Annotated in this window: 23 protein-coding genes and 1 other annotated feature; of the genes, 8 read left to right on the top strand and 15 right to left on the bottom strand. The window is 58.8% G+C overall.

Features of this window, described 5'->3' with window-relative positions; genetic code table 11:
- Positions 1 to 68: 68 nt before the first annotated feature.
- From AFK65_RS05300 to AFK65_RS05255, 10 genes are all read right to left on the bottom strand, one after another.
- The gene (locus AFK65_RS05300; RefSeq protein ID WP_038857789.1) at positions 69 to 1,223 is read right to left on the bottom strand and encodes a glycerate kinase; all 1,155 of its coding nucleotides are present in this window, start codon (positions 1,221 to 1,223) and stop codon (positions 69 to 71) included.
- Between the two features lie 10 nt (positions 1,224 to 1,233).
- Positions 1,234 to 2,499, bottom strand: coding sequence for a GntP family permease (locus tag AFK65_RS05295; RefSeq protein WP_038857792.1), 1,266 nt, complete (start codon positions 2,497 to 2,499; stop codon positions 1,234 to 1,236).
- 120 nt (positions 2,500 to 2,619) lie between these two features.
- Entirely contained in the window at positions 2,620 to 3,753 is a 1,134-nt protein-coding gene (locus AFK65_RS05290; RefSeq protein ID WP_038857795.1) for a sugar diacid recognition domain-containing protein, read from the bottom strand.
- Positions 3,754 to 3,888: 135 nt separating this feature from the next.
- Complete coding sequence (gene adk, locus AFK65_RS05285) at positions 3,889 to 4,533, bottom strand: adenylate kinase (RefSeq protein ID WP_007706188.1); 645 nt, start codon at positions 4,531 to 4,533, stop codon at positions 3,889 to 3,891.
- Between the two features lie 314 nt (positions 4,534 to 4,847).
- Positions 4,848 to 6,722, bottom strand: a complete 1,875-nt coding sequence (htpG, locus tag AFK65_RS05280; RefSeq protein WP_007706182.1) for a molecular chaperone HtpG — start codon at positions 6,720 to 6,722, stop codon at positions 4,848 to 4,850.
- Between the two features lie 157 nt (positions 6,723 to 6,879).
- Entirely contained in the window at positions 6,880 to 7,485 is a 606-nt protein-coding gene (gene recR, locus AFK65_RS05275; RefSeq protein WP_007706179.1) for a recombination mediator RecR, read from the bottom strand.
- Positions 7,486 to 7,663: 178 nt separating this feature from the next.
- Positions 7,664 to 7,996, bottom strand: coding sequence for a YbaB/EbfC family nucleoid-associated protein (locus tag AFK65_RS05270; RefSeq protein ID WP_004386900.1), 333 nt, complete (start codon positions 7,994 to 7,996; stop codon positions 7,664 to 7,666).
- A gap of 82 nt (positions 7,997 to 8,078) precedes the next feature.
- The gene (dnaX, locus tag AFK65_RS05265; RefSeq protein ID WP_038857796.1) at positions 8,079 to 10,049 is read right to left on the bottom strand and encodes a DNA polymerase III subunit gamma/tau; all 1,971 of its coding nucleotides are present in this window, start codon (positions 10,047 to 10,049) and stop codon (positions 8,079 to 8,081) included.
- Positions 8,682 to 8,746: a sequence feature (DnaX frameshifting element), on the bottom strand. It overlaps the preceding gene by 65 nt.
- A 90-nt stretch (positions 10,050 to 10,139) precedes the next feature.
- The gene (gene apt, locus AFK65_RS05260) at positions 10,140 to 10,691 is read right to left on the bottom strand and encodes an adenine phosphoribosyltransferase (RefSeq protein ID WP_007706173.1); all 552 of its coding nucleotides are present in this window, start codon (positions 10,689 to 10,691) and stop codon (positions 10,140 to 10,142) included.
- A 151-nt stretch (positions 10,692 to 10,842) separates the two neighbouring features.
- Positions 10,843 to 11,220: a DUF454 family protein gene (locus tag AFK65_RS05255; RefSeq protein WP_032804336.1), complete on the bottom strand. Its 378-nt coding sequence runs from the start codon at positions 11,218 to 11,220 to the stop codon at positions 10,843 to 10,845.
- Between the two features lie 66 nt (positions 11,221 to 11,286).
- Between AFK65_RS05255 and priC the strand changes: the two genes are divergently transcribed.
- Positions 11,287 to 11,802: a primosomal replication protein PriC gene (gene priC, locus AFK65_RS05250; RefSeq protein WP_007706167.1), complete on the top strand. Its 516-nt coding sequence runs from the start codon at positions 11,287 to 11,289 to the stop codon at positions 11,800 to 11,802.
- A gap of 23 nt (positions 11,803 to 11,825) precedes the next feature.
- The gene (rsmS, locus tag AFK65_RS20735) at positions 11,826 to 11,978 is read left to right on the top strand and encodes a pleiotropic regulatory protein RsmS (RefSeq protein ID WP_007706164.1); all 153 of its coding nucleotides are present in this window, start codon (positions 11,826 to 11,828) and stop codon (positions 11,976 to 11,978) included.
- 40 nt (positions 11,979 to 12,018) lie between these two features.
- Here rsmS and mscK read toward each other — a convergent pair whose 3' ends face one another.
- Positions 12,019 to 15,390 (bottom strand): mechanosensitive channel MscK, encoded by a 3,372-nt coding sequence (gene mscK / locus AFK65_RS05245; protein ID WP_172461544.1) that lies wholly within the window; start codon positions 15,388 to 15,390, stop codon positions 12,019 to 12,021.
- 116 nt (positions 15,391 to 15,506) lie between these two features.
- Positions 15,507 to 16,172: a multidrug efflux transporter transcriptional repressor AcrR gene (acrR, locus tag AFK65_RS05240; protein WP_007706162.1), complete on the bottom strand. Its 666-nt coding sequence runs from the start codon at positions 16,170 to 16,172 to the stop codon at positions 15,507 to 15,509.
- 144 nt (positions 16,173 to 16,316) lie between these two features.
- Between acrR and acrA the strand changes: the two genes are divergently transcribed.
- The 6 genes from acrA to AFK65_RS05210 all read left to right on the top strand — a co-directional run bounded on the left by acrA (position 16,317) and on the right by AFK65_RS05210 (position 23,172).
- The gene (gene acrA, locus AFK65_RS05235; protein WP_007706161.1) at positions 16,317 to 17,522 is read left to right on the top strand and encodes a multidrug efflux RND transporter periplasmic adaptor subunit AcrA; all 1,206 of its coding nucleotides are present in this window, start codon (positions 16,317 to 16,319) and stop codon (positions 17,520 to 17,522) included.
- Positions 17,523 to 17,543: 21 nt separating this feature from the next.
- Positions 17,544 to 20,693 (top strand): multidrug efflux RND transporter permease subunit AcrB, encoded by a 3,150-nt coding sequence (gene acrB, locus AFK65_RS05230; protein WP_007706160.1) that lies wholly within the window; start codon positions 17,544 to 17,546, stop codon positions 20,691 to 20,693.
- A gap of 463 nt (positions 20,694 to 21,156) precedes the next feature.
- The gene (gene tomB / locus AFK65_RS05225; RefSeq protein WP_007706157.1) at positions 21,157 to 21,531 is read left to right on the top strand and encodes an Hha toxicity modulator TomB; all 375 of its coding nucleotides are present in this window, start codon (positions 21,157 to 21,159) and stop codon (positions 21,529 to 21,531) included.
- A 26-nt stretch (positions 21,532 to 21,557) separates the two neighbouring features.
- A complete protein-coding gene (locus AFK65_RS05220) occupies positions 21,558 to 21,776 on the top strand; it encodes an HHA domain-containing protein (protein ID WP_007706154.1) in 219 nt (72 codons plus the stop codon).
- A gap of 214 nt (positions 21,777 to 21,990) precedes the next feature.
- Complete coding sequence (maa, locus tag AFK65_RS05215; protein WP_007706151.1) at positions 21,991 to 22,542, top strand: maltose O-acetyltransferase; 552 nt, start codon at positions 21,991 to 21,993, stop codon at positions 22,540 to 22,542.
- A gap of 120 nt (positions 22,543 to 22,662) precedes the next feature.
- A complete protein-coding gene (locus AFK65_RS05210; protein ID WP_007706149.1) occupies positions 22,663 to 23,172 on the top strand; it encodes a YlaC family protein in 510 nt (169 codons plus the stop codon).
- A 31-nt stretch (positions 23,173 to 23,203) separates the two neighbouring features.
- Here the strand turns inward: AFK65_RS05210 and ykgO are convergent, their stop codons facing one another.
- The 3 genes from ykgO to AFK65_RS05200 form a co-directional block, all read right to left on the bottom strand.
- Entirely contained in the window at positions 23,204 to 23,344 is a 141-nt protein-coding gene (gene ykgO / locus AFK65_RS20730; RefSeq protein ID WP_004386911.1) for a type B 50S ribosomal protein L36, read from the bottom strand.
- A gap of 3 nt (positions 23,345 to 23,347) precedes the next feature.
- On the bottom strand, positions 23,348 to 23,608 hold the full coding sequence (locus tag AFK65_RS05205) for a type B 50S ribosomal protein L31 (RefSeq protein WP_004386912.1): 261 nt from the start codon (positions 23,606 to 23,608) through the stop codon (positions 23,348 to 23,350).
- 140 nt (positions 23,609 to 23,748) lie between these two features.
- Positions 23,749 to 25,650, bottom strand: coding sequence for a methyl-accepting chemotaxis protein (locus AFK65_RS05200; RefSeq protein ID WP_038857804.1), 1,902 nt, complete (start codon positions 25,648 to 25,650; stop codon positions 23,749 to 23,751).
- Positions 25,651 to 25,727 lie beyond the last annotated feature (77 nt).

Below are 25,727 nucleotides of genomic sequence, written 5' to 3'. Positions count from 1 at the left end.
GCACCGCTGCGAATGAAAATCATTGTAACGTAAAAGTTATTTATCGGAACCGATAACAGCAAAAGGCGTTAGCGCCGGTTTTCCGCCAGGCGCCAGAGCGCCGCCACGTTGCGGGCGGTCACTCGCAGGTTGCGTTCGGCGTCGTCCAGCGCCTCCTGAAGGGTCACGATGCGGTCGAGAACCGAAAACGCGGCGTCGATGCCGTGCTCATGCACTATCTGATAATCGGGCGTCAGGCTGCCCGCAATCGCCACCACTGGGCGCTGAAACTGCTTCGCCACCCGCGCCACGCCGATCGGCGTTTTACCGTGAATGCTCTGGCTGTCGAGCCGCCCTTCGCCGGTAATCACCAGATCCGCGTCGCGCACCGCCTGCGCAAGTCCCAGGGACTCGATAACAATCTCAATGCCGGGGCGCAGCTCTGCGTTGAGCATGCCGAGCAGCGCGGCGCCCATGCCGCCCGCCGCCCCCGCGCCCGGCGCGCTGATAATCGTTTTGCCCGTCGCAGCTTCGAGCTGTTCGCCGAAGCGTCTGAGCGCGGCGTCCAGCTCTGTCACCATGGCTGGCGTCGCCCCTTTCTGCGGACCGAACACCGCCGACGCGCCCTTCTCACCGCACAGCGGGTTGTCGACGTCGCAGGCGACGGTCACGCTGACCTGCGCCAGTCGCGGGTCGAGCGCCGACAGATCAAGGCGTTCCAGCCCGGCAAGCGCCGCGCCGCCGGGTGCCAGTTCACGCCCTTCGTCGTCGAGAAACCGCGCGCCCAGCGCCTGCATCATGCCCGCGCCGCCGTCATTGGTGGCGCTGCCGCCGATGCCGATAATAATCGCCTTCACGCCCCGCTCCAGCGCCGCGAGGATAAGCTCGCCCGTGCCGTAACTCGTGGTGATGCGCGGATCGCGCTGCGCGGTGGGCACCAGATGCAGGCCGGACGCCGCCGCCATTTCGACCACCGCCGTTTCGCCGTCGCCCAGCAGGCCGAAGAAGCCGTCGACTTTATTGCCGAGCGGCGCGGTGACCGGCGTGGTGATGATCTGTCCGCCGGTCGCGGCGACCATCGCCTCGACGGTGCCTTCGCCGCCATCCGCCATCGGCACGCAGACGTAATGCGCCTGCGGGTAGATTTCACGAAAGCCCGCTTCGATAGCCCTGGCGACATCCATTGCGCTCAGGCTTTCCTTAAATGAATCCGGTGCGATAACGATTTGTTTCAGGGTTGTCATGGTTTGTTCCTTAAGCAGCAACACCCAGTACGCCGAACATCAGCGCCGAGACGGTGGCAATGGTGAAGCCCACCAGCGTTTCATACGGTAAGAGTTTAAGACGTTCATGCACGGTCATCCCGACGCTGCCGCCGGTCGCGTGGAAAAAGCTGCCGTGCGGCAGGTGATCGAGCACGGTAGCGCCCGCGTGGATCATCGCCGCGCCCGCCAGCCCGCTGACGCCAAGCTCCAGCAGCGTATGGCTGAAGACGGCGGACGCCACGGCGGTGCCGGCGGTGGTGGACGCCGTCGCCATTGACATCAGCGTGCCGGAGAGCGGCGCCAGCAGCCATGCGGGCAGCCCGGTGTGGGTCAGCGTGTCGATCAGCACATCTTTCAGACCCGAGTTGGCGATGATGCCCGCCAGCGCCCCGGTGCCGAGCAGCATAATGGCGACCGGCGCCATACGGCTTAAACCGGAAACCATAAACGTATTGCACTGGCGCAGCCGCCCCATCAGCAGCGCGCCCGCAAGGCCGCCCGCCGGAAGCGCGATTAACGGATCGACGGCGATGCCCGCGATCGGGCGCAGCGACAGCAGCAGGATCGCCACCAGCGGCGCGCTGATGGCCGCGGCGAAGCCCGGGCGCGGGCCGGTATCCTGCGCCGGCAACTCCTGCGCGGTGACCCGGCTGCCTTTGTTACTCAAGCGGTTCGCCAGAAAACAGGCCATCGCCAGGCCAAACAGCCCCGGAATAACGCCTGCCAGCATCACGGAGGTCAGCGGCACATGGAAGTTATCCGCCGCGGCGATGGTATTCGGGTTTGGCGACATCACGTTACCCGCTTTGCCGCCGCCAATCATGGCAAGCAGAATCGCGATACGCGAAATGCCCGCCCGCTGGGCGATAGAGAGCGCGATTGGCGCGACGGTGATCACCGCCACATCAATAAACACGCCGACCGCCGTCAGGATAAGCGTCGCAATAGCGAGCGCCAACAGGCTGCGCTTCTCGCCCACCTTGCGCACGATGGTCTCCGCGATGGTGTGCGCCGCGCCGGATTCAATCAGCACACCGGCCAGCACGCCCGCCGCCAGAATGCGCATCACCGCGTTGGTGATGCCCTGCGCGCCTTCAATCATCAGGCTGACCGTGTGGACGAGATCCGCGCCGCCCACCAGGCCGCCCGCCAGCGCCCCCGCCAGCATGCCGTAAGCGGGCGGCACTTTACGCAGAATTAACACAATCGCGACGACCAACGCCGTCAGCGCGCCGGGAGTGGATACCATTGTCATTATTGTTTTCTCTTTGAGGTAAGGGTCAGGACAACATAGCGTCGCGCCGCGGGGAATTCGTGAGCGAAACCCACAAAGAAAGCGCGCCGCCGCCCGCCTGCCTTTGTGGGTTTCTACAAATTATGGCTGCGTCAGCATCCCGACGTAAAGCTGGAGGCAGTCAGATAACTGGTTGATTTTAAGGCCGGTGATGGCCTCGATACGCTGTAGCCGGTAGCGCAGGGTGTTGACGTGGATATGCAGCGCGCTGGCGGTCTGCGCCTGCTCACAGTTTCGGGAAAAATAGTGGCGCAGCGTCTGGCGCAGCACGCCTTTATCATCGTGCTCCGCCAGCCTGCGCCAGGGCGCGCCCAGCTCTTCGGCGCGCCAGTCGTCGCCGGGATCGCACAGCAACGCCGCCAGCGGGTTTTCATCATAAACGAGAGTTTTGTGGCGAAGCTTAAGACGGCGCGCCATCGACTGCGTGGCGCGCGCCGCGCGCAGCGAACGGGACGGCCCCGCGTCGCCGGGATAAAAGCCCCCAAGAATCAGCCGCACGTTAAAACGTCCCTGCCAGAGCGCGTGCAGATGCTGCGCCTGCTGGCGTTCCTGCTGCGGGCTCCACTGGCCGTTCTCCATGCTCGCCGGGCGCAGCATGACCATTTCGCTAAAACCGGTCATGGCGAACAGGGCGTCACGCGCCTCGCGCTCAAGCTCCGCCAGCAACTCGCGCATCTGTTGCGGGTTGCCGTCGCGCAGTTCGATTATCCAGGCGATGCGCGGCACGGAGAGCGCGACGCCAAGCCAGGCGGCCATCGATTCGCGCGCCTCCAAGTCGCCGCCGCCCGCGAGCAGCTGTAGCGTGAGCTCTTCGCGATAGCGTTTCTCCCACTGATTCTGTTCAAGAAGCGCCGCCTGCTCGACCATCAGCTCGGCCGCCATTTTCACCAGTTCGCCGCAGGCGCGCACCTGCGACGGCTCGCCGGAAATGCCAATAACGCCAATCTGGCGCTGGCGAAAACAGAACGGCAGATTGATGCCCGGACGCACGCCCTTCAGATGGCGCGCGGTGGCGGCGTCTATTTCCACGACGCGGCTCTCGGCGAGCGCCAGCAGCGCCCCTTCGTGACGCTCCATCAGGCGCTGCGGATCGCCGGAGGCGATGATGACGCCGTGGCTGTCCATGACGTTAACCGGGTAATCGATAATGCTCATGGCGCGCCGGACAATCAGCCGGGCGGTGGACTCATCCAGGAGCGGAGTCTGTCTGAACATGCGGTTTTCCCTGTGTGTTGATCCGCAGACGTTATACGCCGTCAGGCAGGAAAATTTAAGGCGCAGGCGGCAAGGATGTGAGGCGCAGATAGCAAAACGCCGGGCAGAGCCCGGCGTTGGTCATGCCGCGTCGGCTTAGCCGAGGATTTTTTCCAGTTCGGCGCGAACGTCGCCAACGGCTTTGGTGCCGTCGACTTTGGCGTAACGGGTGTTGCCCGCTTCCGCTTCTTTGCGGTAGTAGCCGATCAGCGGCTCGGTCATCTCATGGTATTCCACCAGACGCTTACGAACGGTTTCTTCCTGATCGTCTTTACGGGTGGTCAGCTCTTCGCCGGTCACGTCGTCTTTGCCTTCCACTTTCGGCGGATTGAATTTGATGTGGTAAACGCGACCGGAAGCCGCGTGAACGCGACGGCCAACGATACGATCGACAATCAGCTCATCCGGTACGTCGAATTCCAGCACGTAGTCAACGTTGATGCCCGCTTCCTTCATAGCGTCCGCCTGAGGAATGGTGCGCGGGAAACCGTCCAGCAGGAAACCGTTGCGGCAATCTTCCTGGGCGATACGCTCTTTGACCAGCGCAATCACCAGCTCGTCGGTAACCAGCTTGCCGGCGTCCATGATGTCTTTAGCCTGTTTACCCAGCTCAGAGCCAGATTTCACTGCGGCGCGAAGCATATCACCGGTGGAGATTTGCGGAATGCCGTATTTCTCCATGATGAATTGTGCCTGAGTCCCCTTTCCTGCGCCCGGAGCGCCGAGCAGAATAATACGCATTGCGTAATTCTCCATACGTTTGCATTTTCACGACGTGATTGAAGCGAAAACCATACCATTAAAGGCGCTATGCCGACAACAAACGCGGCGGATGGTGAATGGTTTCACCGGGGCGTGGAGCGCAGAAAATGGCGTATGCGGCGTAAAAAAGGCGGGCACGTAAGCGTGTCCGCCTTTTTGTTGATGATGGGATGAGGAGACGTTTTACGGCGGCGGGTGCGCTTCGCTTACCCGCCCTACGTTAATACAACGCCCTCATTGTAGGGTGGGTAAGCGAAGCGCACCCGCCTTAACAAATCGCCCCTAACGCGCGATCAGGAGACCAGCAGCTGGTTCATACGGCGGATAAACTGGTTAGGATCTTCCAGCGTACCGCGCTCGGCGAACAGCGCCTGATCGAGCAGCAGCTCAACCCACTCTTTAAACTGCGCCTCGTCCTGGGTATCGGCGGTGCGTTTCACCAGCTGATGATCCGGGTTCAGCTCAAAAATGTATTTCACTTCCGGCACCGCCTGGCCCGCCGCGGCGAAGAGTTTCGCCATCTGCGTGCTCATCTCGTCGTTGTCGGTGGTGACAATCGCCGGCGTATCGGTCAGACGGTGCGTCAGGCGCACCTCTTTCACGCGATCGCCCAGCAGGGTTTTCACACGCTCAACAAACGGCTCCAGCGCTTTTTCCGCTTCTTTGGCGCTTTCGTCGACTTCATCCGCCAGTTTCTCCAGCGATTCGTCAGCTTTCGCCACAGACTGGAACGCTTTGCCGTCGAACTCGGTGAGATAGCTCATCATCCACTCGTCGATGCGATCGGAAAGCAGCAGCACTTCGATGCCTTTCTTACGCAGCAGCTCCAGATGCGGGCTGCTCTTCGCGGCCGCGTAGCTGTCGGCGGTAATGTAGTAGATCTTCTCCTGCCCTTCTTTCATGCGGGAGACATAATCTGCAAGCGACACGGTCTGCGCGGCGGAATCGGTATGGGTGGAGGCGAAACGCAGCAGTTTCGCGATCGCTTCCTGGTTGGCGCTGTCCTCCGCCGGGCCTTCTTTCAGCACCAGGCCGAACTGTTTCCAGAAGGTCTGGTATTTTTCGGCGTCGTCTTTAGCCAGCTTATCCAGCATCTGCAACACGCGTTTGGTCAGCGCGCTGCGCAGGTTGCGGGTGATGGTGCTGTCCTGAAGAATTTCGCGCGATACGTTGAGCGGCAGATCGTTGGAGTCAATCAGGCCACGCACAAAGCGCAGGTAGTTCGGCATGAACTGCTCGGCGTCGTCCATGATAAACACGCGCTGCACGTAGAGTTTCAGCCCGTGTTTATGATCGCGATTCCACATATCCCACGGCGCCTGGGACGGAATGTACAGCAGGCTGGTGTACTCCTGCTTCCCTTCCACGCGGTTGTGGCTCCAGGTCAGCGGATCGGTGAAGTCGTGCGCGATGTGCTTGTAAAACTCTTTATATTCGTCGTCGCTGACCTCGCCTTTGCTGCGGGTCCACAGCGCCTGCGCCTTGTTGATTTTCTCCCAGGAGACAACGGTTTCGCCGTCTTTCTCCTCGCGGGTTTCAATCTCTACCGGCAGCGCGATATGGTCGGAGTATTTGCTGATGATCGAGCGCACGCGCCAGTCGTTTAAGAACTCATCTTCGCCTTCGCGCAGGTGCAGGGTAATTTCAGTGCCGCGATCGGCTTTGCTGATATCCGCAACGGTATATTCGCCTTCGCCTTCCGATTCCCAGAACACCGCTTCATCGGCGCTGACGCCTGCCGCGCGGGTGCGCACGGTCACCTTATCGGCGACGATAAACGCCGAATAGAAGCCCACGCCGAACTGGCCGATAAGCTGGCTGTCTTTCGCCTGATCGGAGCCCATCGATTCGAGAAACGCTTTGGTGCCCGATTTCGCGATGGTGCCGAGATGGTTGATGACTTCGTCGCGGGTCATCCCGATGCCGTTATCGGCGATGGTCAGGGTGCGTTTGTCTTTATCAAACGACACGCGCACGCGCAGATCGCCGTCGCCTTCATAGAGATCGGGACTGGAGAGCGCGCGGAAGCGCAGTTTGTCCGCCGCATCCGAGGCGTTGGAGATAAGCTCACGCAGGAAAATCTCTTTATTTGAATAGAGAGAATGGATCATCAGGTGCAGAAGCTGTTTTACCTCTGACTGAAAACCACGGGTCTCTTGTCCTTTCATAATGGTGATACCTCAACAAAACAGGCCACAGTGAACAAAAACGGTTGAGGGAGAGATGGGGATAGCGGGGAAATTTTTCAAGCGGCGGGCAAAACGGCGAACGCTGACTGGTTAAAAGCCGCGCAATGCGGCTTTCAGGAATATCAGGCTGTAACGCTTAAAACGTCATCTTATGGCGTCCGGCCAGCGAGTGCGACAGCGTCGTGCCGTCGACCATCTCCAGCTCGCCGCCCACCGGCACGCCGTGCGCGATGCGGCTTGCGTCAACGCCATACTGGCCGCAGAGCTCGGCGATGTAATTGGCGGTCGCCTCACCTTCCACCGTGGGGTTGGTGGCGAGAATAATCTCTTTTAACGGCTCCGCGGCCAGGCGCTGCTCCAGGCGGTCAAGGCCGATATCGTCCGGGCCGATACCGTCGAGCGGCGAAAGATGCCCCATCAGCACGAAATAACGGCCGGAGAACTGGCCGGTCTGCTCGATGGCGTGGATATCCGCCGGGCTTTCCACCACGCAAATCTGTCCGTTTTCCTGACGGCGCGGATTGGTGCAGATATTACATTTTTCCTGCTCGGTGAAGGTGCGGCAGTCGGCGCAGTGGCCAATCTCCGACATGGCGCGGGTCAGCGCCTGAGCAAGCCGCATCCCGCCGCTGCGATCGCGTTGCAGCAGCGTAAACGCCATGCGCTGCGCCGATTTCGGGCCCACGCCCGGCAGGCAGCGCAGCGCTTCCATCAGTTGAGTCAGCAGAGGACTGGTCTGCATGAATGAAATTCCTTAACAACGAACAAAGCGTGTAGATTACCATTTGCGCCTTTATGCGCGCACCCTAAACCTGCTTAGTTACAGGATAGTTCAGAGATGATGGCGGGTGGGAGAGTCATCGCGATGGGGAGCAAAACGAAAAGCGGGACGACAGGCGGGGCCTGCCGTCCGGGGTGCATCAGAACGGCATTTTGAAGCCTGGCGGCAGCTGCATACCGGAAGACACAGAGGCCATTTTTTCTTTCTGCGTCTCTTCGATGCGGCGCGCGGCGTCGTTGAACGCGGCGGCGACCAGATCTTCCAGCATCTCTTTATCGTCTTCGAGCAGGCTCGGATCGATTTCCACGCGACGGCAGTTGTGCGCGCCGTTGATGGTCACTTTAACGAGGCCAGCGCCAGATTCGCCCGTCACTTCCAGCTGGGCGATTTCTTCCTGCATCTTCTGCATTTTTTCCTGCATCTGCTGGGCCTGTTTCATCAGGTTGCCCAGACCGCCTTTACCACCAAACATAAGCTTCTCTCTTTTGCTTCAGGTCGCTGACGGCAGTGCCGACAGCGAGGCCATGGGTTACAACAGGCAGCGATACCGCCTGTCAAAGGGGGCGAATACTCTCTTCATCCAGATCCGCATCGAAGAAACGACGCAGCGTCTGGATATTGGTATCCGCGATAATCGCTTCTCTCGCCTGGGCGAGTTTCTCTTCGTAGATCGCCTGCCGCCATTCCAGCGGCGTCCGGTGCGCCAGATTATCATCTTCAATGATAGTCAGTTCAACCGGCGCGCCGTACAAAACGCCCAGCGCGTCGGCCAGCGTTTTCTGCGCCGACGCCGAGTTAAGGTGGCGCTGCGACGGGCGCAGGTGCAGGCGAATATGTTGCCCGTCCTGCTCTTTCCACGCGTTCAGCGCGACCTGCTCCACCAGCTTCGGCACCTGTAAACGGCTGACCTCGGCGGCCCATTCGTCGCGCGTAATCGCCTCTTCGGCGAGTTTCGCGGCAAGCTCCGGCGTTTTCTCATGCTCCAGCGCTTTTTTCAGCGCTCGCGGCGTGGCGACGGGAGCCTGCTGAGCCTGCGGCACGATATTTTTCGCTTTCCAGCGATACGCCTCTTTTTTGGCCGGGGCTTCGTCTTTTACCGCCGCGGGCCGGGACTGCACGCGCTCGGTCACGGACGCCAGCCGCTCCAGCGCGCTGTTATTCACCGGCCGCGCTGTGGCTGGCGCTGCCGGTTCATTCTTTTTTGTTTTGGCCGCTCCCTGCGCGCGCTGCAACTGACTGCGCGCCTGTAGAAGCTGGCTGGTCGTGTCGGGCAGCGGCGTCTGCGCGCCCGGCTGCGGTTGAGAAACGGCTGGCGAAGCGGGCGCCGACGGCGCCTGATATGACGGCGTTGACGCAGGCATTGCCGGCGCTTCAGGCGCGTGCACCACCGGCAGCACCGCGGCAGGTTGTACGTCGTGCTCGGGCTCCGGCAGCGGCGCGCGCGGGTGGAACGCCAGCGCGCGCAGCATCGTCATTTCCACGCCCATCCGACGCTCCGGCGCCCACGGCAGCTCTTTGCGCCCGATAAGCAGCGTCTGGTAATAGAGCTGAATGTCGCCCGGCGGCACGACGCGCGCCAGTTCGCGCAGGCGCGGCTCCAGCGGGGCCATATCCGCGCCGAGCGCGGAAGGCGACAGCTGCACCATCGCGACGCGGTGCAGCAGGCCGAGCATCTCGACCAGCAGCGCCTCCCATTCGACGCCGCGCGCGGCGGCGTCGTTAATCTGCTGCATGACGCGCTCGCCGTCGGCGGCGACCAGCGCCTCAATGAGGCTTAACGCCTGGTCGTCATCCAGCGTGCCGAGCATCGCGCCCACCGCCTGGGCGGTCACCTGTCCGTCGCCGCTGGCGATGGCCTGATCGGTCAGGCTTAGCGCGTCACGCAGGCTGCCATCGGCGGCGCGGGCCAGCAGTTGCAGCGCGCGCGGCTCATGCGCGATGCCTTCCTGCGTCAGCACATGCTCAAGCTGCTGGCGGATTTGATCCGGGTCCAGCGCGCGCAGATGGAATTGCAGGCAGCGGGAGAGAATAGTCACCGGCAGCTTTTGCGGATCGGTGGTCGCGAGCAGGAACTTCACATGCGCGGGCGGCTCTTCCAGCGTTTTCAACAGCGCGTTGAAGCTGTGGCGCGAGAGCATGTGGACTTCATCGATAAGGTAAACTTTAAAGCGGCCGCGGGCCGGCGCGTACTGGACGTTATCCAGCAGGTCGCGGGTATCTTCCACTTTGGTGCGCGAAGCGGCGTCGATTTCAATCAGATCGACAAAACGCCCCTGCTCGATTTCACGGCAGTTGTCGCACACGCCGCACGGGGTGGCGGTGATGCCGGTTTCACAGTTCAGCCCCTTCGCCAGAAGACGGGCGATAGAAGTCTTGCCGACGCCGCGCGTACCGGAAAACAGATAGGCGTGGTGAATTCGGCCCAGCGATAAACCGTTCGCCAGGGCGGTGAGCACATGCTCCTGGCCGACGACGTCAGCAAAGGTTTGTGGGCGCCATTTTCGGGCTAAGACCTGATAACTCATGGGCAGGCTCTGAAACGCTTGAGTGGTGGATTCTGAAGGGGTAATGCTAACACAGCCCCACCCGATGGGCGAGGCTGCCGGGAAGGAAGATCAGTGGCCCGGGAACGGCACGAGGCTGTAGCAGGTGATGCCCTGCTTGTTGAGGCGTTCTTCGCCGCCGATGTCGAACAGATTAATGATAAACGCCGCGTCGGTTACGTCGCCGCCCAGACGACGGATAAGCTTCACGGTGGCTTCAATGGTGCCGCCGGTCGCCAGCAGATCGTCGACCACCAGCACTTTATCGCCAGGCTTGATCGCATCAACGTGGATCTCCAGCTGATCGGTGCCGTACTCCAGCTCATAGCTTTCTGCGATCGTTTCACGCGGCAGCTTACGCGGTTTACGCACCGGGACAAAACCCACGCCCAGCGCCAGCGCGACCGGCGCGCCGAACAGGAAACCACGCGCTTCGGTGCCCACCACCTTCGTGATGCCCGCGTTTTTATAGCGCTCCACTAACAGTTCGATGCTCAGCGCATAGGCTTTGGGGTCTTCCAGCAGGCTGGTGACGTCACGAAAGAGAATGCCCGGCTTCGGGTAATCCTGAATGCTTTTGATGCTATTTTTAAGATATTCAAGCTGCTGCGCAGTTGCGGTCATGGATGTATGCCTGATAAAAACGGTATTACTCACAGGTTGCCGGACACGACTGAAAGGCGAATTTGTTCACCCTTTAATCAACGGCCCCTGTACTCGAAAACGCTCGAATTTACTGGCTGCGCGCGGTAAATGCAACTATCACGGGTACGCTTTACCCGTTTTGTTGTTTTTCATCAATCACCGGGATGCGCCACATGAAAATCAGCAGCCCGGAAAGGATGACCAGCAGCAGAATACGCACCCAAAAAATCTTGACCAGCCACAGCGAGATAGCGAACGTGGCGAGAATAAAAAGAATCGCGCGCGGCTTCGCGCCGGGCGGCATCGCGCGGTGCTGCTGCCAGTGGCGCAGATAACCGCCAAACCACGAGCGATAGAGCAGCCAGTGATGAAAACGCGGCGATGAGCGCGCAAAACACCAGGCGGCCAGCAGCAAAAACGGCGTTGTCGGCAGCAGCGGCAGCACCACGCCCAGCGTCGCCAGCACTACCGCCAGCCACCCCAGGATGAGTAATATAGTCCTTTGCATAATCGTACTCGCGAAAGCAGGTGAGTTACTGTAGCACAGCGCGCATGACCAGACGCCCGGAGTAAAATGAGAACCCCCCTATTATTACAATCGCTGAAGACCCGTGTCGCCACGCTGCATACGCTTATCGGGCCGCTCGCCTCGCAGCGCCACTTTTCGCCGCGCTTCGACAGACAGTTGTTTTCGTGCGGCGGCGCGCGGCTCGGCGACTATCTGGCGGAAGCCGAAGAGAGCCTCTCGCACCTTGAGGCGGCGGTCACTCAGGGCGATGCGGCGCGCGTGGCGTGGCTTGCGGAGCGGCTCGCGGCACAAATCGAGGCATTACAGCGCGAGGCGGCGACGGCCACGCTGCGTCGTCATGAGAACGCGCATTTGCCGGGCGGGCGGCTACATGCAAGGCTTGCGGAGTATCAGGAGTATGAACGGCGCCTGCTGGCGATGAAAAACGAACGCGAGCAACGCTACGCTGAACGTCATGATCCGCAACTGGCGCGTGAAATCACCGCGTTTGACGAGCGTCTGGCGCGCTGCCGCGCGGCTATCGCCCGCACCGAGCGCGCGCTTGAACGCATCACGCGCTGAATAAATTACGGAGGAGAGAAACCATGTCGCTGGAACAAGCCCCTGACGAGGTCAAGCTCGCGGTCGATTTGATTATGTTGCTGGAGAATCATGAGATCCCGCCGCAAACGGTGCTGGCGGCGCTGGAGATTGTGCGTAACGACTATCTTCGCAAGCTTAGCGAAACCGAAAAGTAATCGCCCCTCCCCCGTGCGGGAAAAAGGGCGATTACCGGCGTCAGGCTTTGGCGGCGTTCGCTTCGCCGTCGTTATCATTGCGTAAATCGCGCTTCACTTCGGTGTGCGTCTCGCCGTTGTTGTTATGCAGATGCACTTCCAGCTGGTTAAAGGCGATATTGATGTCGCTTTCGCGGCACAGTCTGTCGATGGTGCGGTTCAGCTCATCCACGGTATAGCTGCGATCGCGCAGTTCACGCACATAGAGGCGCAGTTCGTGATCCAGCGAGCTTGGGCCGAAAGTGGTAAAGAACACCGCCGGTTCAGGATCGTGCATCACTTTCGGGTGCTCCATCGCCGCTTTCAGTAAGATCTCGCGCACTTTATCGAGATCCGATCCATACGCCACGCCGAGGCGGATCACCACGCGGGTGATGGTGTCGGTGAGCGACCAGTTGATCAGACGCTCCGTCACAAACGCTTTGTTCGGGATGATCACTTCTTTACGGTCAAAATCGGTGATGGTCGTGGCGCGAATGCGGATCTTGCTGACCGTGCCCGAGAACGTGCCGATGGTGACGGTATCGCCGATACGCACCGGGCGTTCGAACAGGATTATCAGACCGGAGACGAAGTTACCGAAGATCTCCTGGAGGCCGAACCCGAGACCCACCGACAGCGCCGCCGCCAGCCACTGGAGTTTATCCCACGACACGCCGAGCGAGCCGAACACCGTCATGGCGCCCGCCGCGATAATCACATAGTTCAGGATAGTGGTAATCGCGTAAGACGCCCCCTGGCGCATTTTCAGGCGCGAAAGCACCAGCACTTCCAGCAGGCCTGGCAGGTTGCGAATCAGCGCCCAGGCGACCATAAACGCCACCACCGCGAACAGAATGCTGCCGAGCGTCACGCTTTTTGTGACCGCCGCTCCGGCTTCGGTGCCGTTGTAGTGCCACAGCACAATGCTGTCGAGATAGGCGAAGACGGTGATTAAATCGGACCAGATAGCCCAGAACACCACGCCAAACAGCGCGAACATCACCAGCATGGTGATACGCAATGTCTGCTGGTTCACCTGATCGAGCGCCAGCGAGGTTTCCTCTACCGGCTCAGCCCCTTCTGCGCCCTCTTTCACCATATTCTGGCGACGCGCCACCGCGCGACGATACGCAATCCGCCGTGCCGCGACGCTGAGGCCGCGCAGCACGGTCTGGTAGAGCAGGTTCCAGACAATGACCAGATAAACGGTATCGATCCAGCGCCCGGCGAGGCGCAGCGTGGTATAGAAATAGCCCGTTGCCGTCAGCACCAGCAGCGCCACCGGCACGATAGAGAGCACGGTCACCGTCACCAGCCGCATGGTGTGTGACTCTTTATCGCGCCAGCTGTCGCGGCACATCGGCCATACCAGCGCGCTGATTAACAGCAGGTTCAGGAAAATCATGCTCTGGCCAAACACGTCGTCCATCAGGTGCAGCGGCGACAGCTCCGCCAGCACCGACCAGAACAGCAGCGGAAGCAGCGCCAGGCTTATCCGCACAATCTGACGGCGCCAGTGGCTGGTCAGCGTGGCGGGCATATTGAAGTGGCTTACCGCCATGCCGTCTTTTTCCAGCACGCGCCAGCAGAGGCCGAAGACCAGCCAGAACACCGCCAGCTCTTTACTGAACGCCCAGAGCAGATCGCTGATGTTTAGCTGCATTACATAAAGGATAAGCCCGACCGCCAGAATAATCAGGCAGACCGGCAGTGCGCGGACGAGGTTGATAAGTATCGCTTTTGGCGTATGCAACTGGCTGTCGTTGCGCAGCTGGCCGACTTCGCCCGCCAGCTTATTGAGGTACTGACGCATCCAGCCGAAACGCCAGCGAATAAGCCCGGCGATTAACAGCAGCGGCAGCCCCGCCAGCAGCGCTTTCAGCATCGCAGGCCAGGCTTTCTCCCAGTTAAGGGTGATTTTCATCGCCTTTAATTGATCGTGCAGCGCCTGCGGGAACGCTTTTACCCACTCCCAGTCCATCGGCTTGTTGCTGTTCACCCAGAAGATTTGCTGGGTCAGCATCTCCTGAAGATTGGTGCTGACGCTCATCAACTGCTGCTGGTTGATTTGCAGGTTAATCGCCATCATCAGCTGATTGCCAAGCTGTTTGTTGAGCTGATCGAGCAGCTCGCGGCGCATATCGACCACCTGCAACAGCGCGTCGTGCACGTCGTCGTTGATTTCGCTCTTGTGCCCCTCTTCCAGCTTCGCGACGAACGCGTCGTTCTGGAACAGCGCGTCGCGCTGCTGATTCACCTCGAACTGTTCAAGACGCAGATCCGCGATGCGGTTGGTCATATCTTCCAGCTCATCGGCGGACGGCAGCGTCTGTTGTTGCTGATACAGAATGCGCGACAGCAGCAGGCTGCCTTTCAGCACGGAGATCTGCTCTTTCAGGTTGCGCTCGGATTGCAGCGCGCGGTCGAGCCAGTTCTTCACCCGGATGTTCTGCTGCACCAGCGTGTTGCCGCTCTGGGTCGCGTCGATCAGGCGCTGGCTGAGCTGATGGTTCACCTCCAGCTCCTGGCGCACCAGCGGGTTGTTCTGAATACTGGAGGCGTCTTCCGGCGCAATCGCCTCCTGCGCGGTTTTCTCGGTGAGCGTCAGGCGCTTGCTGTTCACCGCTTCCTGCAACAGCTGTAACTGATGCTCAAGACGGTTGATATGCGCGGTGGTGTAGTCGCGCTGTTTCTGGAGCGCGTCCTGCAATACCGTGTTGCCTTCAAGGCTTTTACGCTGCTGTTCTATCTGGGCGTTCAGCAGCGCCTGCTGCGCGAGCAGGAGCGTCTGCTGAGACGGGCGCAGCGCCTCTTCGCCAGGGGCTGTGCCGTTCAGGCGGTTGCGGATCTGCTGAAGCTGCTGCGAGGCGTTGTACATCGCGTTCTGGACGCGCTCCGGCTGGGTCTGTAGCGACACCAGCTGGCTGTTAAACGTCGCGAGATCGTTCTGCGCCGTTTGCAGGTCATCCAGCACAGACGTCACGCGCGACTCCAGCTGGCGCAGCGACAGGTTTTTCAGCGTCTGGCGCACCACCTCGTCGCTGTCCTGATTTTGCAGAGCGCTGAGGTTGTCTGTCGCCTGGCGCATTTTCTCCGGCGCCTGCAAGACCTGCTGGCGCAGCTGCACGGTCTCTTGTTTGATACGCTCGATTTTATCCAGCGTCTCAAGCGTCGCCGACAAATCTTCAGTCGTCAGTTTGTCCTGCGCGGAGTGGTTTTTTTGTTTGCCGAGCGCGTCGAGCTGCGACTGCACGTCAGCGCGCGACGGAAGTTCGCCGCTTGCCGACCCCGCCTGCGCCGCGACAGGCGAAAGCGCGCCGAACACCAGCAAAACGGCAAAAAAAACAGCGGACGCCAGGCGCCGCGAAAGGGTTGTGTGCTGCATAATCATTTGAGTGACGTCATGGCCGGACCGCACGCGGAATGCCTGCGGGGATACTGGAACGGCGCTGAGAATAGCACGCCTCTCGCGCATGGAATAGCAGCCCGCGGGGCTTTAAGATAATTTCAGTGCGGGTCAGCGGCGGGCGCGGCGTCAGGGGCGCGGCGCAGGCTTGGGCAGAACTGGTACATCTCCAGTAAAATCGCCACCAGTTCGCGCGCTTCCTTTTTAAGATCAAACGTCTGAGGAGCGAAAAGCCAGTTTTCCACCAGCCCGGAGATATAGCTGCGCATCAGGATAGCGGCGCGACGGGTTTGCAGGTTTTCCGGCAGCATGCCGGTCTGGATACACTGCGTTAGCGCCTGTTCGATGCGGTCGTAACTCTGGAAGCACAGACTGCGGTGCGCCTGCTGGACGACAGCCATTTCTCCAACAAACTCACATTTGTGATAAATTATTTCCATCATCAGGCGACGACGCTCTTCTGTCACCGTAGCTTCAAGTATATAAACGAGAATCTCCCGTAAAACAGAGAGTGGATCGTCTGGGAATTTTGCCCGATACTCATTTTCAAGATCGCCAATGCTGGCCTCTGATGATTCCCAGATTTCGCTAAACAAATCCGACTTGTTCCTGAAATGCCAGTAAATGGCGCCTCGCGTTACGCCCGCCGCCTGGGCAATGTCCGCCAGCGACGTGGCTGACACACCCTGTTGCGAGAACAAGCGAATCGCCACATTCAGAATGTGTTGACGCGTCTCCAGGGCTTGCTGTTTGGTTTTTCGTGCCATAGGTCGGTGAATTTACAGGAGTCAGACTTACATACATTTTTGTATGTATGTACCATAGCATGACGACACTATAAACGCAGCAATGGGTTTGCGGACTTTTGATCCATTGGTCATTTTTTGGAATCGAACACTCGAGGTTTAGATATGAACAAAAACAGAGGGTTCACGCCTCTGGCGGTCGTTCTGATGCTCTCAGGCAGCTTTGCGCTTACAGGATGTGACGGTGAACAGGCTCAGCAACAAGCGCCCCAGGCGCCCGAAGTGGGTGTGGTGACGCTGAAAAGCGAACCTCTGCAAATCACAACTGAACTTCCGGGCCGCACCCTCGCTTACCGTGTGGCGGAAGTTCGTCCTCAGGTCAGCGGCATTATTCTCAAACGTAATTTCGAAGAAGGCAGTGAAATCAAGGCTGGCGTGTCGCTTTATCAAATCGACCCGGCGCCATATCAGGCCTCTTACGAAAGTGCGAAAGGCGATCTGGCCAAAGCGCAGGCCAGCGCGAATATCGCGCAGGTGACGCTCAAGCGTTATCAGAAACTGCTCGGCACGCAGTACATCAGCCAGCAGGACTATGACAATGCGCAGGCGGAAGCCCAGCAGGCTAACGCCGCCGTGGTGGCAGCGAAAGCCGCGGTAGAAACCGCGCGTATTAACCTCGCGTACACCAAAGTGACCTCGCCTATCAGCGGTCGTATCGGCAAATCCAACGTGACCGAAGGCGCGCTGGTGCAGAACGGCCAGACCACGGCGCTCGCCACCGTGCAGCAGCTTGACCCTATCTATGTTGACGTCACCCAGTCCAGCAACGATTTCCTGCGTCTTAAGCAGGAGCTGGCGAACGGCCAACTGAAGCAGGAGAACGGAAAAGCGAAAGTTACGCTCTCGACCGCCGACGGCCTGAAATACCCGCAGGACGGCACGCTGGAGTTCTCCGATGTGACCGTGGATCAGACCACCGGCTCCATCACGCTGCGCGCGATTTTCCCGAACCCTGACCACACGCTGCTGCCGGGCATGTTTGTCCGCGCCCGTCTCGAAGAAGGGGTTAACCCGAACGCGATTCTGGTGCCGCAGCAGGGCGTGGCCCGTACTCCGCGCGGCGATGCGACCGTGATGGTCGTAGGCGAAGGCGACAAAGTGGAAGTGCGTCCGGTGCAGGTCGGCCAGGCGATGGGCGATAAGTGGGTCGTGACGGACGGCGTGAAGGCCGGCGATCGCGTGATTATCTCCGGGTTGCAGAAGGTTCGCCCGGGCGCGCAGGTCAAAGCGCAGGAAGTGACTGACAACCAGCAGCAACAGAAGCAATCCGGCGCCGCTGGTCAGACGCAGTCACAGCAACCGCAGTCTTGAGTTAACAGGAGCCGTTAAAACATGGCTAAGTTTTTTATCGATCGCCCCATCTTCGCGTGGGTGATCGCCATCATCATCATGCTGGCAGGTGGCTTGTCCATTATGAAACTGCCCGTGGCGCAATATCCGTCGATTGCGCCGCCAGCGGTGACGATTAACGCGACCTACCCGGGCGCGGATGCGAAAACGGTGCAGGACACCGTGACGCAGGTTATCGAACAGAACATGAACGGTATCGATGGCCTGATGTACATGTCCTCCACCAGCGACTCCTCGGGTACCGTGCAGATCACGCTGACGTTCGAATCCGGCACTGACGCGGATATCGCGCAGGTGCAGGTGCAGAACAAGCTGCAGCTCGCCATGCCGCTCCTGCCGCAGGAAGTGCAGCAACAGGGCGTGAGCGTCGAGAAATCCTCCAGCTCGTTCCTGATGGTGTTAGGCCTTATCAACACCGATGGCTCGATGAAGCAGGAAGATATCGCCGACTACGCGGGCGCGAACATTAAAGATCCGATCAGCCGTACCACGGGCGTGGGCGACGTGCAGCTCTTCGGCTCCCAGTACGCGATGCGTATCTGGCTCGACCCGAACAAACTGAACAACTTCCAGTTAACGCCGGTGGATGTGATCAGCGCCATTAAAGCGCAGAACGCCCAGGTGGCGGCCGGTCAGCTTGGCGGTACGCCGCCGGTGAAAGGCCAGCAGCTGAACGCCTCGATTATCGCGCAGACCCGTCTGACCTCCGCCGAGGAGTTCAGCAAAATCCTGCTGAAAGTGAATCAGGATGGTTCGCGCGTGCTGCTGCGAGACGTGGCGAAGGTTGAGCTTGGCGGCGAGAACTATGACATTATCGCGCGTTACAACGGCCAGCCGGCGGCGGGTCTCGGTATTAAACTCGCGACCGGCGCGAACGCGCTGGATACAGCTGAAGCGGTGCGTAAGACCATTGCCGGTCTTGAGCCGTTCTTCCCGAGCGGTCTGAAAGTCGTTTACCCGTATGACACCACGCCGTTCGTTAAAATCTCCATTTTCGAAGTGGTGAAAACGCTGGTCGAAGCGATCGTGCTGGTGTTCCTGGTCATGTACCTGTTCCTCCAGAACTTCCGCGCGACGCTTATCCCGACCATCGCGGTGCCGGTCGTCCTGCTTGGTACGTTTGCGATACTGGCGGCCTTCGGCTACTCGATAAACACCCTCACTATGTTCGGGATGGTGCTTGCCATCGGCCTGCTGGTGGATGACGCCATCGTGGTGGTCGAGAACGTCGAGCGCGTCATGGTCGAAGAAGGCCTGCCGCCCAAAGAAGCGACCCGCAAATCGATGGGTCAGATCCAGGGCGCGCTGGTCGGCATCGCGCTGGTGCTCTCGGCGGTATTTATCCCGATGGCGTTCTTCGGCGGTTCAACCGGTGCGATTTATCGTCAGTTCTCTATTACTATCGTTTCCGCGATGGTGCTGTCGGTTATCGTGGCGTTGATCCTGACGCCGGCGCTCTGCGCCACCATGCTTAAACCTGTCGCGAAAGGCGATCACGGCGAAGGCAAAAAAGGCTTCTTCGGCTGGTTTAACCGCATGTTCGACAAGAGCACGCACCATTACACCGACAGCGTAGGCAACATTCTGCGCAGCACCGGCCGTTATCTGCTGCTCTACCTGCTGATCGTCGTGGCGATGGCGTTCCTGTTTATTCGTCTGCCGAGCTCGTTCCTGCCGGAAGAGGACCAGGGCGTCTTCCTGACGATGGCGCAGCTCCCGGCTGGCGCCACGCAGGAGCGTACCCAGAAGGTGCTGGATGAGGTCACCAACTACTACCTCACCCAGGAGAAAGACAACGTTAACTCCGTCTTTACCGTTAACGGCTTTGGCTTCTCCGGCCGCGGCCAGAACACCGGTCTGGCGTTCGTCTCGCTGAAAAACTGGGATGAGCGTTCGGGTGCGGAAAACAAAGTCCCGGCCATTACCGGCCGCGCGATGGGACGTTTCTCGCAGATTAAAGATGCGATGGTCTTCGCCTTTAACCTGCCGGCGATTGTGGAACTCGGTACGGCGACCGGCTTTGACTTCGAGCTTATCGACCAGGGCAACCTGGGCCACGATAAGCTGACGCAGGCCCGTAACCAGCTGCTGGGCGAAGCGGCCAAACACCCGGATCTGCTCTCGCAGGTACGTCCGAACGGTCTGGAAGATACGCCGCAGTTTAAAATCGATATCGACCAGGAAAAAGCGCAGGCGCTGGGTGTATCCATCAGCGATATCAATACCACGCTCGCTTCTGCCTGGGGCGGCAGCTACGTCAACGACTTCATCGACCGCGGTCGCGTGAAGAAGGTGTATGTCATGTCGCAGGCGCAGTACCGTATGCTGCCGGGCGATATCAATAACTGGTATGTGCGTGGCGCAAACGGGCAGATGGTGCCGTTCTCGGCCTTTTCGACGTCCCACTGGGAATATGGTTCGCCGCGTCTGGAGCGTTATAACGGTCTGCCATCCATGCAGATCCAGGGCCAGGCGGTGCAAGGTAAGAGTACCGGTGAAGCGATGGCGATGATGGAAGAGATCGCCAGCAAGCTGCCGACCGGTATCGGCTACGACTGGACGGGCATGTCCTATCAGGAACGTCTGTCCGGCAACCAGGCCCCGGCGCTGTACGCCATTTCGCTTATCGTGGTGTTCCTGTGTCTGGCGGCGCTCTATGAGAGCTGGTCGATTCCGTTCTCGGTCATGCTGGTGGTTCCGCTCGGGGTTATCGGCGCGCTGCTGGCGGCCTCGCTGCGCGGGCTTAACAACGACGTGTACTTCCAGGTGGGTCTGCTGACTACCATCGGCCTGTCGGCGAAGAACGCCATATTGATTGTGGAATTCGCTAAGGATCTGATGGAGAAAGAAGGTAAAGGCCTGATAGAAGCGACGCTGGAAGCGGTACGTATGCGTCTGCGTCCCATCCTGATGACCTCGCTGGCGTTTATCCTCGGCGTTATGCCGCTGGTGATTAGCTCTGGCGCAGGCTCCGGCGCGCAGAACGCCGTCGGTACCGGCGTCATGGGCGGGATGGTGACCGCCACCATCCTGGCTATCTTCTTCGTTCCGGTGTTCTTCGTGGTGGTCCGCCGCCGCTTCAGCCGTAAGAATGAAGATGTTGAGCACAGCCATCCGGTTGAGCATCACTAATAAAAAAGGCCGCTTACGCGGCCTTTTTTTTACCCCTTCCCTGCCCGCCGCTTTTTAACGCCTCGCGCAAAAAATCGCCACCGCCCTCTTTCACGCATCTTTTTTTCACGAGAAATATTTTATTGGGATTAATCTGATGCAGAAAAAGACTTTATTACAGAATATTCTTCAGGCGCGAATAAATGAAAGTTTTAAACTAAGGTAAAACTAAGACTTAAAGGTTAAGTTTTCTTTCTGAATGCGTCTGCGTACCTTACCTTTATTGATTCGCGTAAAAGAGTCTGCGCCGATGTGCGATTAACAGCGGAAATGTAATTTTTCGTAATCGTGCCAGGAAAAAATCCTCAGGGTGTTTTATAGTAAAAGTAGATTAAAAATGGAGCGCCACGCCTCCGGACACTGGTTGTGTATCTGCCCCTGCGGTGTTGTTGACTAAAAATTTTCGCTAAAAAGGGGATACGTTATGGACGAATACTCACCAAAACGGCATGATATAGCGCAGCTTAAATTTCTGTGTGAAAGCCTGTATCATGATTGCCTCGCCACGCTAGGCGAAAACCAGCATGGCTGGGTTAACGACCCCACATCCGCCGTTAACCTGCAACTCAACGACTTGATTGAGCATATTGCCAGCTTCGGTCTTAATTATAAAATTAAGCATGAAGATGATACCGCTCTCATTGAACAATTAGATGAATATCTGGACGATACCTTTATGCTTTTCAGCAATTACGGTATCAATGCGCAAGATTTGCAAAAATGGCGCAAGTCCGGAAACAGGCTTTTCCGGTGTTTCATTAACGCCAGCAAAGAAAACCCTGTGAGCTTGTCTTTTTAAAAATAGAACAATCACTTAGGTGTATTATGACGACCAAACCATTAACCAAAATCGATTATTTAATGCGACTGAGACGCTGTCAGACAATTGACACGCTTGAGCGCGTTATTGAAAAAAATAAATATGAATTATCCGACAATGAACTGGCGGTATTTTATTCAGCCGCAGATCATCGCCTGGCTGAACTGACCATGAATAAGCTTTACGATAAAATCCCGACGTCTGTGTGGAAATTTGTTCGTTAATCTCCCGCTATTTTGTATGTGATTATCTTTTTGATAATGTCGGCGCCATGTTAGTGTCGAGCGATTCGCGTTGTGCGTGCCACACCGGATATGTCCTCCGTTAGCATGGCTCCTCCCCGGCTTTCTCTTCCCCCTAAAATGCAGTGAATGGTCAGTCGCGCATTTAGTGACTACTATCAGGCTTTCCATTAACTGAAACTGAGCGACACCAGCCATGAGCGAAGAGAAACGCAAAATGATTGCGGGCGAGCTGTACCGCCCGAACGACCCGGAACTGCGCGAGGATCGCGTGCGCGCGCGGCATCTCCTGCATGAATACAACCACAGCGCGCCCGATGAGAAAGCGCAACGTCAGGCTCTACTGAAGTCGCTGCTGGGCGAAGCGGGAAACGCGTACATTGAGCCAACCTTCCGCTGCGACTACGGTTACAACATTTACCTGGGCGAGAATTTTTACGCCAATTTCGACTGCGTTATTCTGGACGTCTGCCCGGTGCACATTGGCGCGAACTGTATGCTGGCGCCCGGCGTGCATATCTATACCGCCACGCACCCGCTCGACCCGACAGAGCGCAACAGCGGGCTGGAGTTCGCAAAACCGGTCACCATTGGCGATAACGTCTGGATCGGCGGGCGGGCGATTATTAACCCAGGCGTTACGCTTGGCGATAACGTAGTGGTCGGCTCAGGCGCCGTGGTGACGCATTCCGTGGAAGCCAACTGCGTGGTCGCCGGCAATCCGGCGCGGGTGATTCGCCGTCTCTGAAGTGCCGCTTCGGTTAACTGTTATGGTTTTTTGTTGGCCGTCTGTTACTTTTTTCGCACAGGGCGGCCTCATAAAATGCTCATTCCCGCGCACGCGCGATACAGATTCTGAAGGTTTTGCATGACTGAAATCCAGCGACTGCTGACGGCCACCATTGACCGACTCAACAAAGAAGAGAAACGCGACAACCGCCCGCGTTTTAGCATCACCTTTATCCGTAAGCACCCCGGCCTGTTTATCGCCATGTATCTGGGCTGGCTGGCGACGCTCGCGGTGATGCTCCAGTCAGAAACCCTGGCAGGTTCGGTCTGGCTGCTGGTCGTGCTGTTTGTGCTGTTAAACGGTTTTTTCTTTTTCGACGTCAACCCGCGCTACCGTTATGAAGATATCGACGTGCTGGATTTTCGCGTGTGCTATAACGGCGAGTGGTATAACACCCGCGACGTGCCGGCGAGTCTGATTGAAGAAATTCAGGCGTCCCCGCGCGTAAGCGCCGAACAAAAAGCGCAGCTTGAGAAGATGCTGACCCGTAAGAAAGCCTTATCGTTTTACGATATCTACTCGCTGGATAAAAACGCGGGTGCCGCCAGCGCGCCGGTGAATACCGCCACGGCCTCCCGGGCGCACTGATAGGAAAATCGCCCTCTTGCGAGGGCGATGCTTATTTTCTTTTCTTCCTTCCCTGCACCGCTTTAAACCGCGGATTCGTTTTGCAAATCACATACAACCGTCCTTTGCGTCTGACTATCTGACAGTCAGGATGACGCGCCTTCGCGCTGCGTAACGAATTCAGCACCTGCATGATTTACGCCTTTTTATCGTTGAAGAAACGCCCGAAGCGCTGCTGGAAACGCGCGGCGCTGCCCTCGGTGGTAATGGTCTTCTGGCGCCCGGTGTAATACGGGTGCGACGCCGATGACACATCGATGGTCACATAGGGGTAGGTTTCGCCGTCGAGTTCAATTTCGCGCTCGGTTTTAATGGTCGAGCCGACTTTGAAATATTCGTTGGCGCTGGTGTCGTGGAACACCACGGTACGGTAATGCGGATGGATATCAGCTTTCATCATTCGCTCTTTGTTAATGTTATAACGTAACAATATCGTAAGTCGGCGTGGCTGAAATTGCAAGCGGCGGGCACAACGAGGGCGAGTGAAAAGAAAAAGCCGGCGCATCAGACGCCGGCTTTTCAGGAGCGCGTGATAACTTACAGGCGGAAACCGGCCACCACGCGGTCAAGCTGCTGCGTCTGCTCGGTCATCGAGTGCGACGCCGCCGACACCTCCTGCACCAGCGCCGCGTTCTGCTGCGTCGCGCTGTCGAGCTGATTAATCGCCAGGTTCACCTGCGAGATGCCCGCGCTCTGCTCACGGCTGGAAGACATGATTTCGCCCATCAGCGTGGTCACGTTGCGCACGCCGCTCAGCAGTTCATCCATCGTCGCGCCCGCGTCGTTCACCAGTTTCGTACCCACGTCAATATTGCTGGCGGAATTTTCGATCAGCTGTTTGATTTCGCGCGCCGACTGCGCGGAACGCTGCGCCAGGCTGCGCACTTCCGAAGCGACCACCGCGAAGCCGCGGCCCTGCTCACCCGCACGCGCCGCTTCCACCGCCGCGTTCAGCGCCAGAATGTTGGTCTGGAAGGCAATGCTGTCGATCACCGCGATAATATCCACCACTTTGCCGGACGAGCTCTGGATAGCGCTCATGGTGCTGACCACTTCGCGCACCACGTTGCCGCCCCGCTCCGCCACCTGCGACGCCTGATGCGCCAGCTCGTTGGCGTGCGCGGCGTTATCGGCGTTCTGTCGCACGGTGCTGGTGAGCTGTTCCATCGACGCCGCCGTCTCCTCAATAGAGCTTGCCTGATCTTCGGTACGCGCTGAGAGATCCTGGTTTCCGCTTGAGATCTGCTGCGAGGCCGACGACAGCGCGCGGGCGCTGTCGCTCACCTGGCGCAGCATGGTTTGCAGGTAGTCGATCACGCCGTTAAAGCTGTCGATAATGGCGTTGAATTCCGGGCTGCTGGTCGGCTCCAGGCGCTGCGTCAGATCCGCGCCGCCTGCGGAGAGCCGGCTGATATTGCGGTTAAGATCGGCGAGTTTGCCCATCAGCGAGCGGATAAACAGCACCAGCACGCCCAGAAGCAACAGCAGCATCGGGATCTGCACCATGCTCAGGCGGGCCAGAATGGTATCGGTTTGCGCGGTTAACAGCGCGGTCGGCAGATCGACCGCGATAATCCACGGGCTGCCCTTAATGGATTGCAGCATCACGGTATGCGACTCGCCGTTCTGCTCATACTCCTGTTCGGTTTTCTCGCCGGGGCGGAAGCTGGTCAGCGCTTTCTGCACCGTCTGCGCCATCGGATCGTCGCCCAGATCGGCAAGCTTTTTCAGGCTGGCGGTTTTGCCGACCTGATCGGCGTCGCCGACGATTTTGCCGTCCGCCTCAACAATCAGCACGCGCCCGGAGATGGCGTCGTTCATCTGTTTCGCCAGTTGATTAAAGAAGCCGAGCGTTACGTCGATCGTCGCCACGCCCCACGGCTGGCCATCTTTGGTAATGACCATCGCGCAGTTGGTGCGCGGCTGCGGGCTCGCGTCGTCCTGATACGCGTTCGCCCAGGCGCAACGGCTGGCGGGCGCGTTCAGACCCGCTTTATACCAGACCTGCTCGTAGTAATTCGGCGCCGCGTCGGAGTTCCAGTACGTGTTCACTTCAAGCTGATTGCTGGCGTTGCGCGCAAAGAAGGTGCTGAATTTATTGCGCCCCGCCTCGCGTTTTTCCGGCAGCGGCCAGATGCCCCCGCCGAAGACGTTAACGTCCTGGTACTGGTCTACCAGCGCTGGCAACAGACGGTCGATGTCATCGCTTTGCATCGCCGCGACGCTCTGCGTCACGCTGCGCATCTGCGCCTGCACGCGGTTCATCTGCTCAACGATGCTGAACGCCACGTTGTCGACTTCATAACGGATAAGCCGCGTCTCGGTGCGTTTAATTTCCGGCGTCACAAAAAAGTGGATCACCAGCGCGGTAATGCCGCTCAGGGCAGCAAGAAAGAGGCAGAGTAAAAAGATAAATCTGGCTTGCGTTGTTTTTAGCATTGTTATTTTCCTGGAAAGGAACAGAGGGTTCTTCTTTCAGGACAACGGCAGCGCAGCGGCAAACTTGATGATTGAAA

The sequence above is a fragment of the Cronobacter universalis NCTC 9529 genome (genome assembly GCF_001277175.1).
Lineage (GTDB): Bacteria > Pseudomonadota > Gammaproteobacteria > Enterobacterales > Enterobacteriaceae > Cronobacter > Cronobacter universalis.
This window is presented reverse-complemented; position numbering and strand designations above follow the sequence as displayed.

What these genes read in the sequence shown, in the direction of transcription:
- apt (WP_007706173.1), bottom strand. Translation starts at nt 10,691, where the DNA reads ATGACCGCAACTGCGCAGCAGCTTGAATATCTTAAAAATAGCATCAAA.
- priC (WP_007706167.1), top strand. Translation starts at nt 11,287, where the DNA reads ATGAGAACCCCCCTATTATTACAATCGCTGAAGACCCGTGTCGCCACG.
- maa (WP_007706151.1), top strand. Translation starts at nt 21,991, where the DNA reads ATGAGCGAAGAGAAACGCAAAATGATTGCGGGCGAGCTGTACCGCCCG.
- htpG (WP_007706182.1), bottom strand. Translation starts at nt 6,722, where the DNA reads ATGAAAGGACAAGAGACCCGTGGTTTTCAGTCAGAGGTAAAACAGCTT.
- AFK65_RS05270 (WP_004386900.1), bottom strand. Translation starts at nt 7,996, where the DNA reads ATGTTTGGTGGTAAAGGCGGTCTGGGCAACCTGATGAAACAGGCCCAG.
- ykgO (WP_004386911.1), bottom strand. Translation starts at nt 23,344, where the DNA reads ATGCAGGTGCTGAATTCGTTACGCAGCGCGAAGGCGCGTCATCCTGAC.
- AFK65_RS05255 (WP_032804336.1), bottom strand. Translation starts at nt 11,220, where the DNA reads ATGCAAAGGACTATATTACTCATCCTGGGGTGGCTGGCGGTAGTGCTG.
- acrA (WP_007706161.1), top strand. Translation starts at nt 16,317, where the DNA reads ATGAACAAAAACAGAGGGTTCACGCCTCTGGCGGTCGTTCTGATGCTC.
- AFK65_RS05200 (WP_038857804.1), bottom strand. Translation starts at nt 25,650, where the DNA reads ATGCTAAAAACAACGCAAGCCAGATTTATCTTTTTACTCTGCCTCTTT.
- acrB (WP_007706160.1), top strand. Translation starts at nt 17,544, where the DNA reads ATGGCTAAGTTTTTTATCGATCGCCCCATCTTCGCGTGGGTGATCGCC.
- AFK65_RS05290 (WP_038857795.1), bottom strand. Translation starts at nt 3,753, where the DNA reads ATGTTCAGACAGACTCCGCTCCTGGATGAGTCCACCGCCCGGCTGATT.
- AFK65_RS05220 (WP_007706154.1), top strand. Translation starts at nt 21,558, where the DNA reads ATGACGACCAAACCATTAACCAAAATCGATTATTTAATGCGACTGAGA.
- acrR (WP_007706162.1), bottom strand. Translation starts at nt 16,172, where the DNA reads ATGGCACGAAAAACCAAACAGCAAGCCCTGGAGACGCGTCAACACATT.
- dnaX (WP_038857796.1), bottom strand. Translation starts at nt 10,049, where the DNA reads ATGAGTTATCAGGTCTTAGCCCGAAAATGGCGCCCACAAACCTTTGCT.
- tomB (WP_007706157.1), top strand. Translation starts at nt 21,157, where the DNA reads ATGGACGAATACTCACCAAAACGGCATGATATAGCGCAGCTTAAATTT.
- recR (WP_007706179.1), bottom strand. Translation starts at nt 7,485, where the DNA reads ATGCAGACCAGTCCTCTGCTGACTCAACTGATGGAAGCGCTGCGCTGC.
- AFK65_RS05300 (WP_038857789.1), bottom strand. Translation starts at nt 1,223, where the DNA reads ATGACAACCCTGAAACAAATCGTTATCGCACCGGATTCATTTAAGGAA.
- AFK65_RS05295 (WP_038857792.1), bottom strand. Translation starts at nt 2,499, where the DNA reads ATGACAATGGTATCCACTCCCGGCGCGCTGACGGCGTTGGTCGTCGCG.
- rsmS (WP_007706164.1), top strand. Translation starts at nt 11,826, where the DNA reads ATGTCGCTGGAACAAGCCCCTGACGAGGTCAAGCTCGCGGTCGATTTG.
- adk (WP_007706188.1), bottom strand. Translation starts at nt 4,533, where the DNA reads ATGCGTATTATTCTGCTCGGCGCTCCGGGCGCAGGAAAGGGGACTCAG.
- mscK (WP_172461544.1), bottom strand. Translation starts at nt 15,390, where the DNA reads ATGATTATGCAGCACACAACCCTTTCGCGGCGCCTGGCGTCCGCTGTT.
- AFK65_RS05205 (WP_004386912.1), bottom strand. Translation starts at nt 23,608, where the DNA reads ATGAAAGCTGATATCCATCCGCATTACCGTACCGTGGTGTTCCACGAC.
- AFK65_RS05210 (WP_007706149.1), top strand. Translation starts at nt 22,663, where the DNA reads ATGACTGAAATCCAGCGACTGCTGACGGCCACCATTGACCGACTCAAC.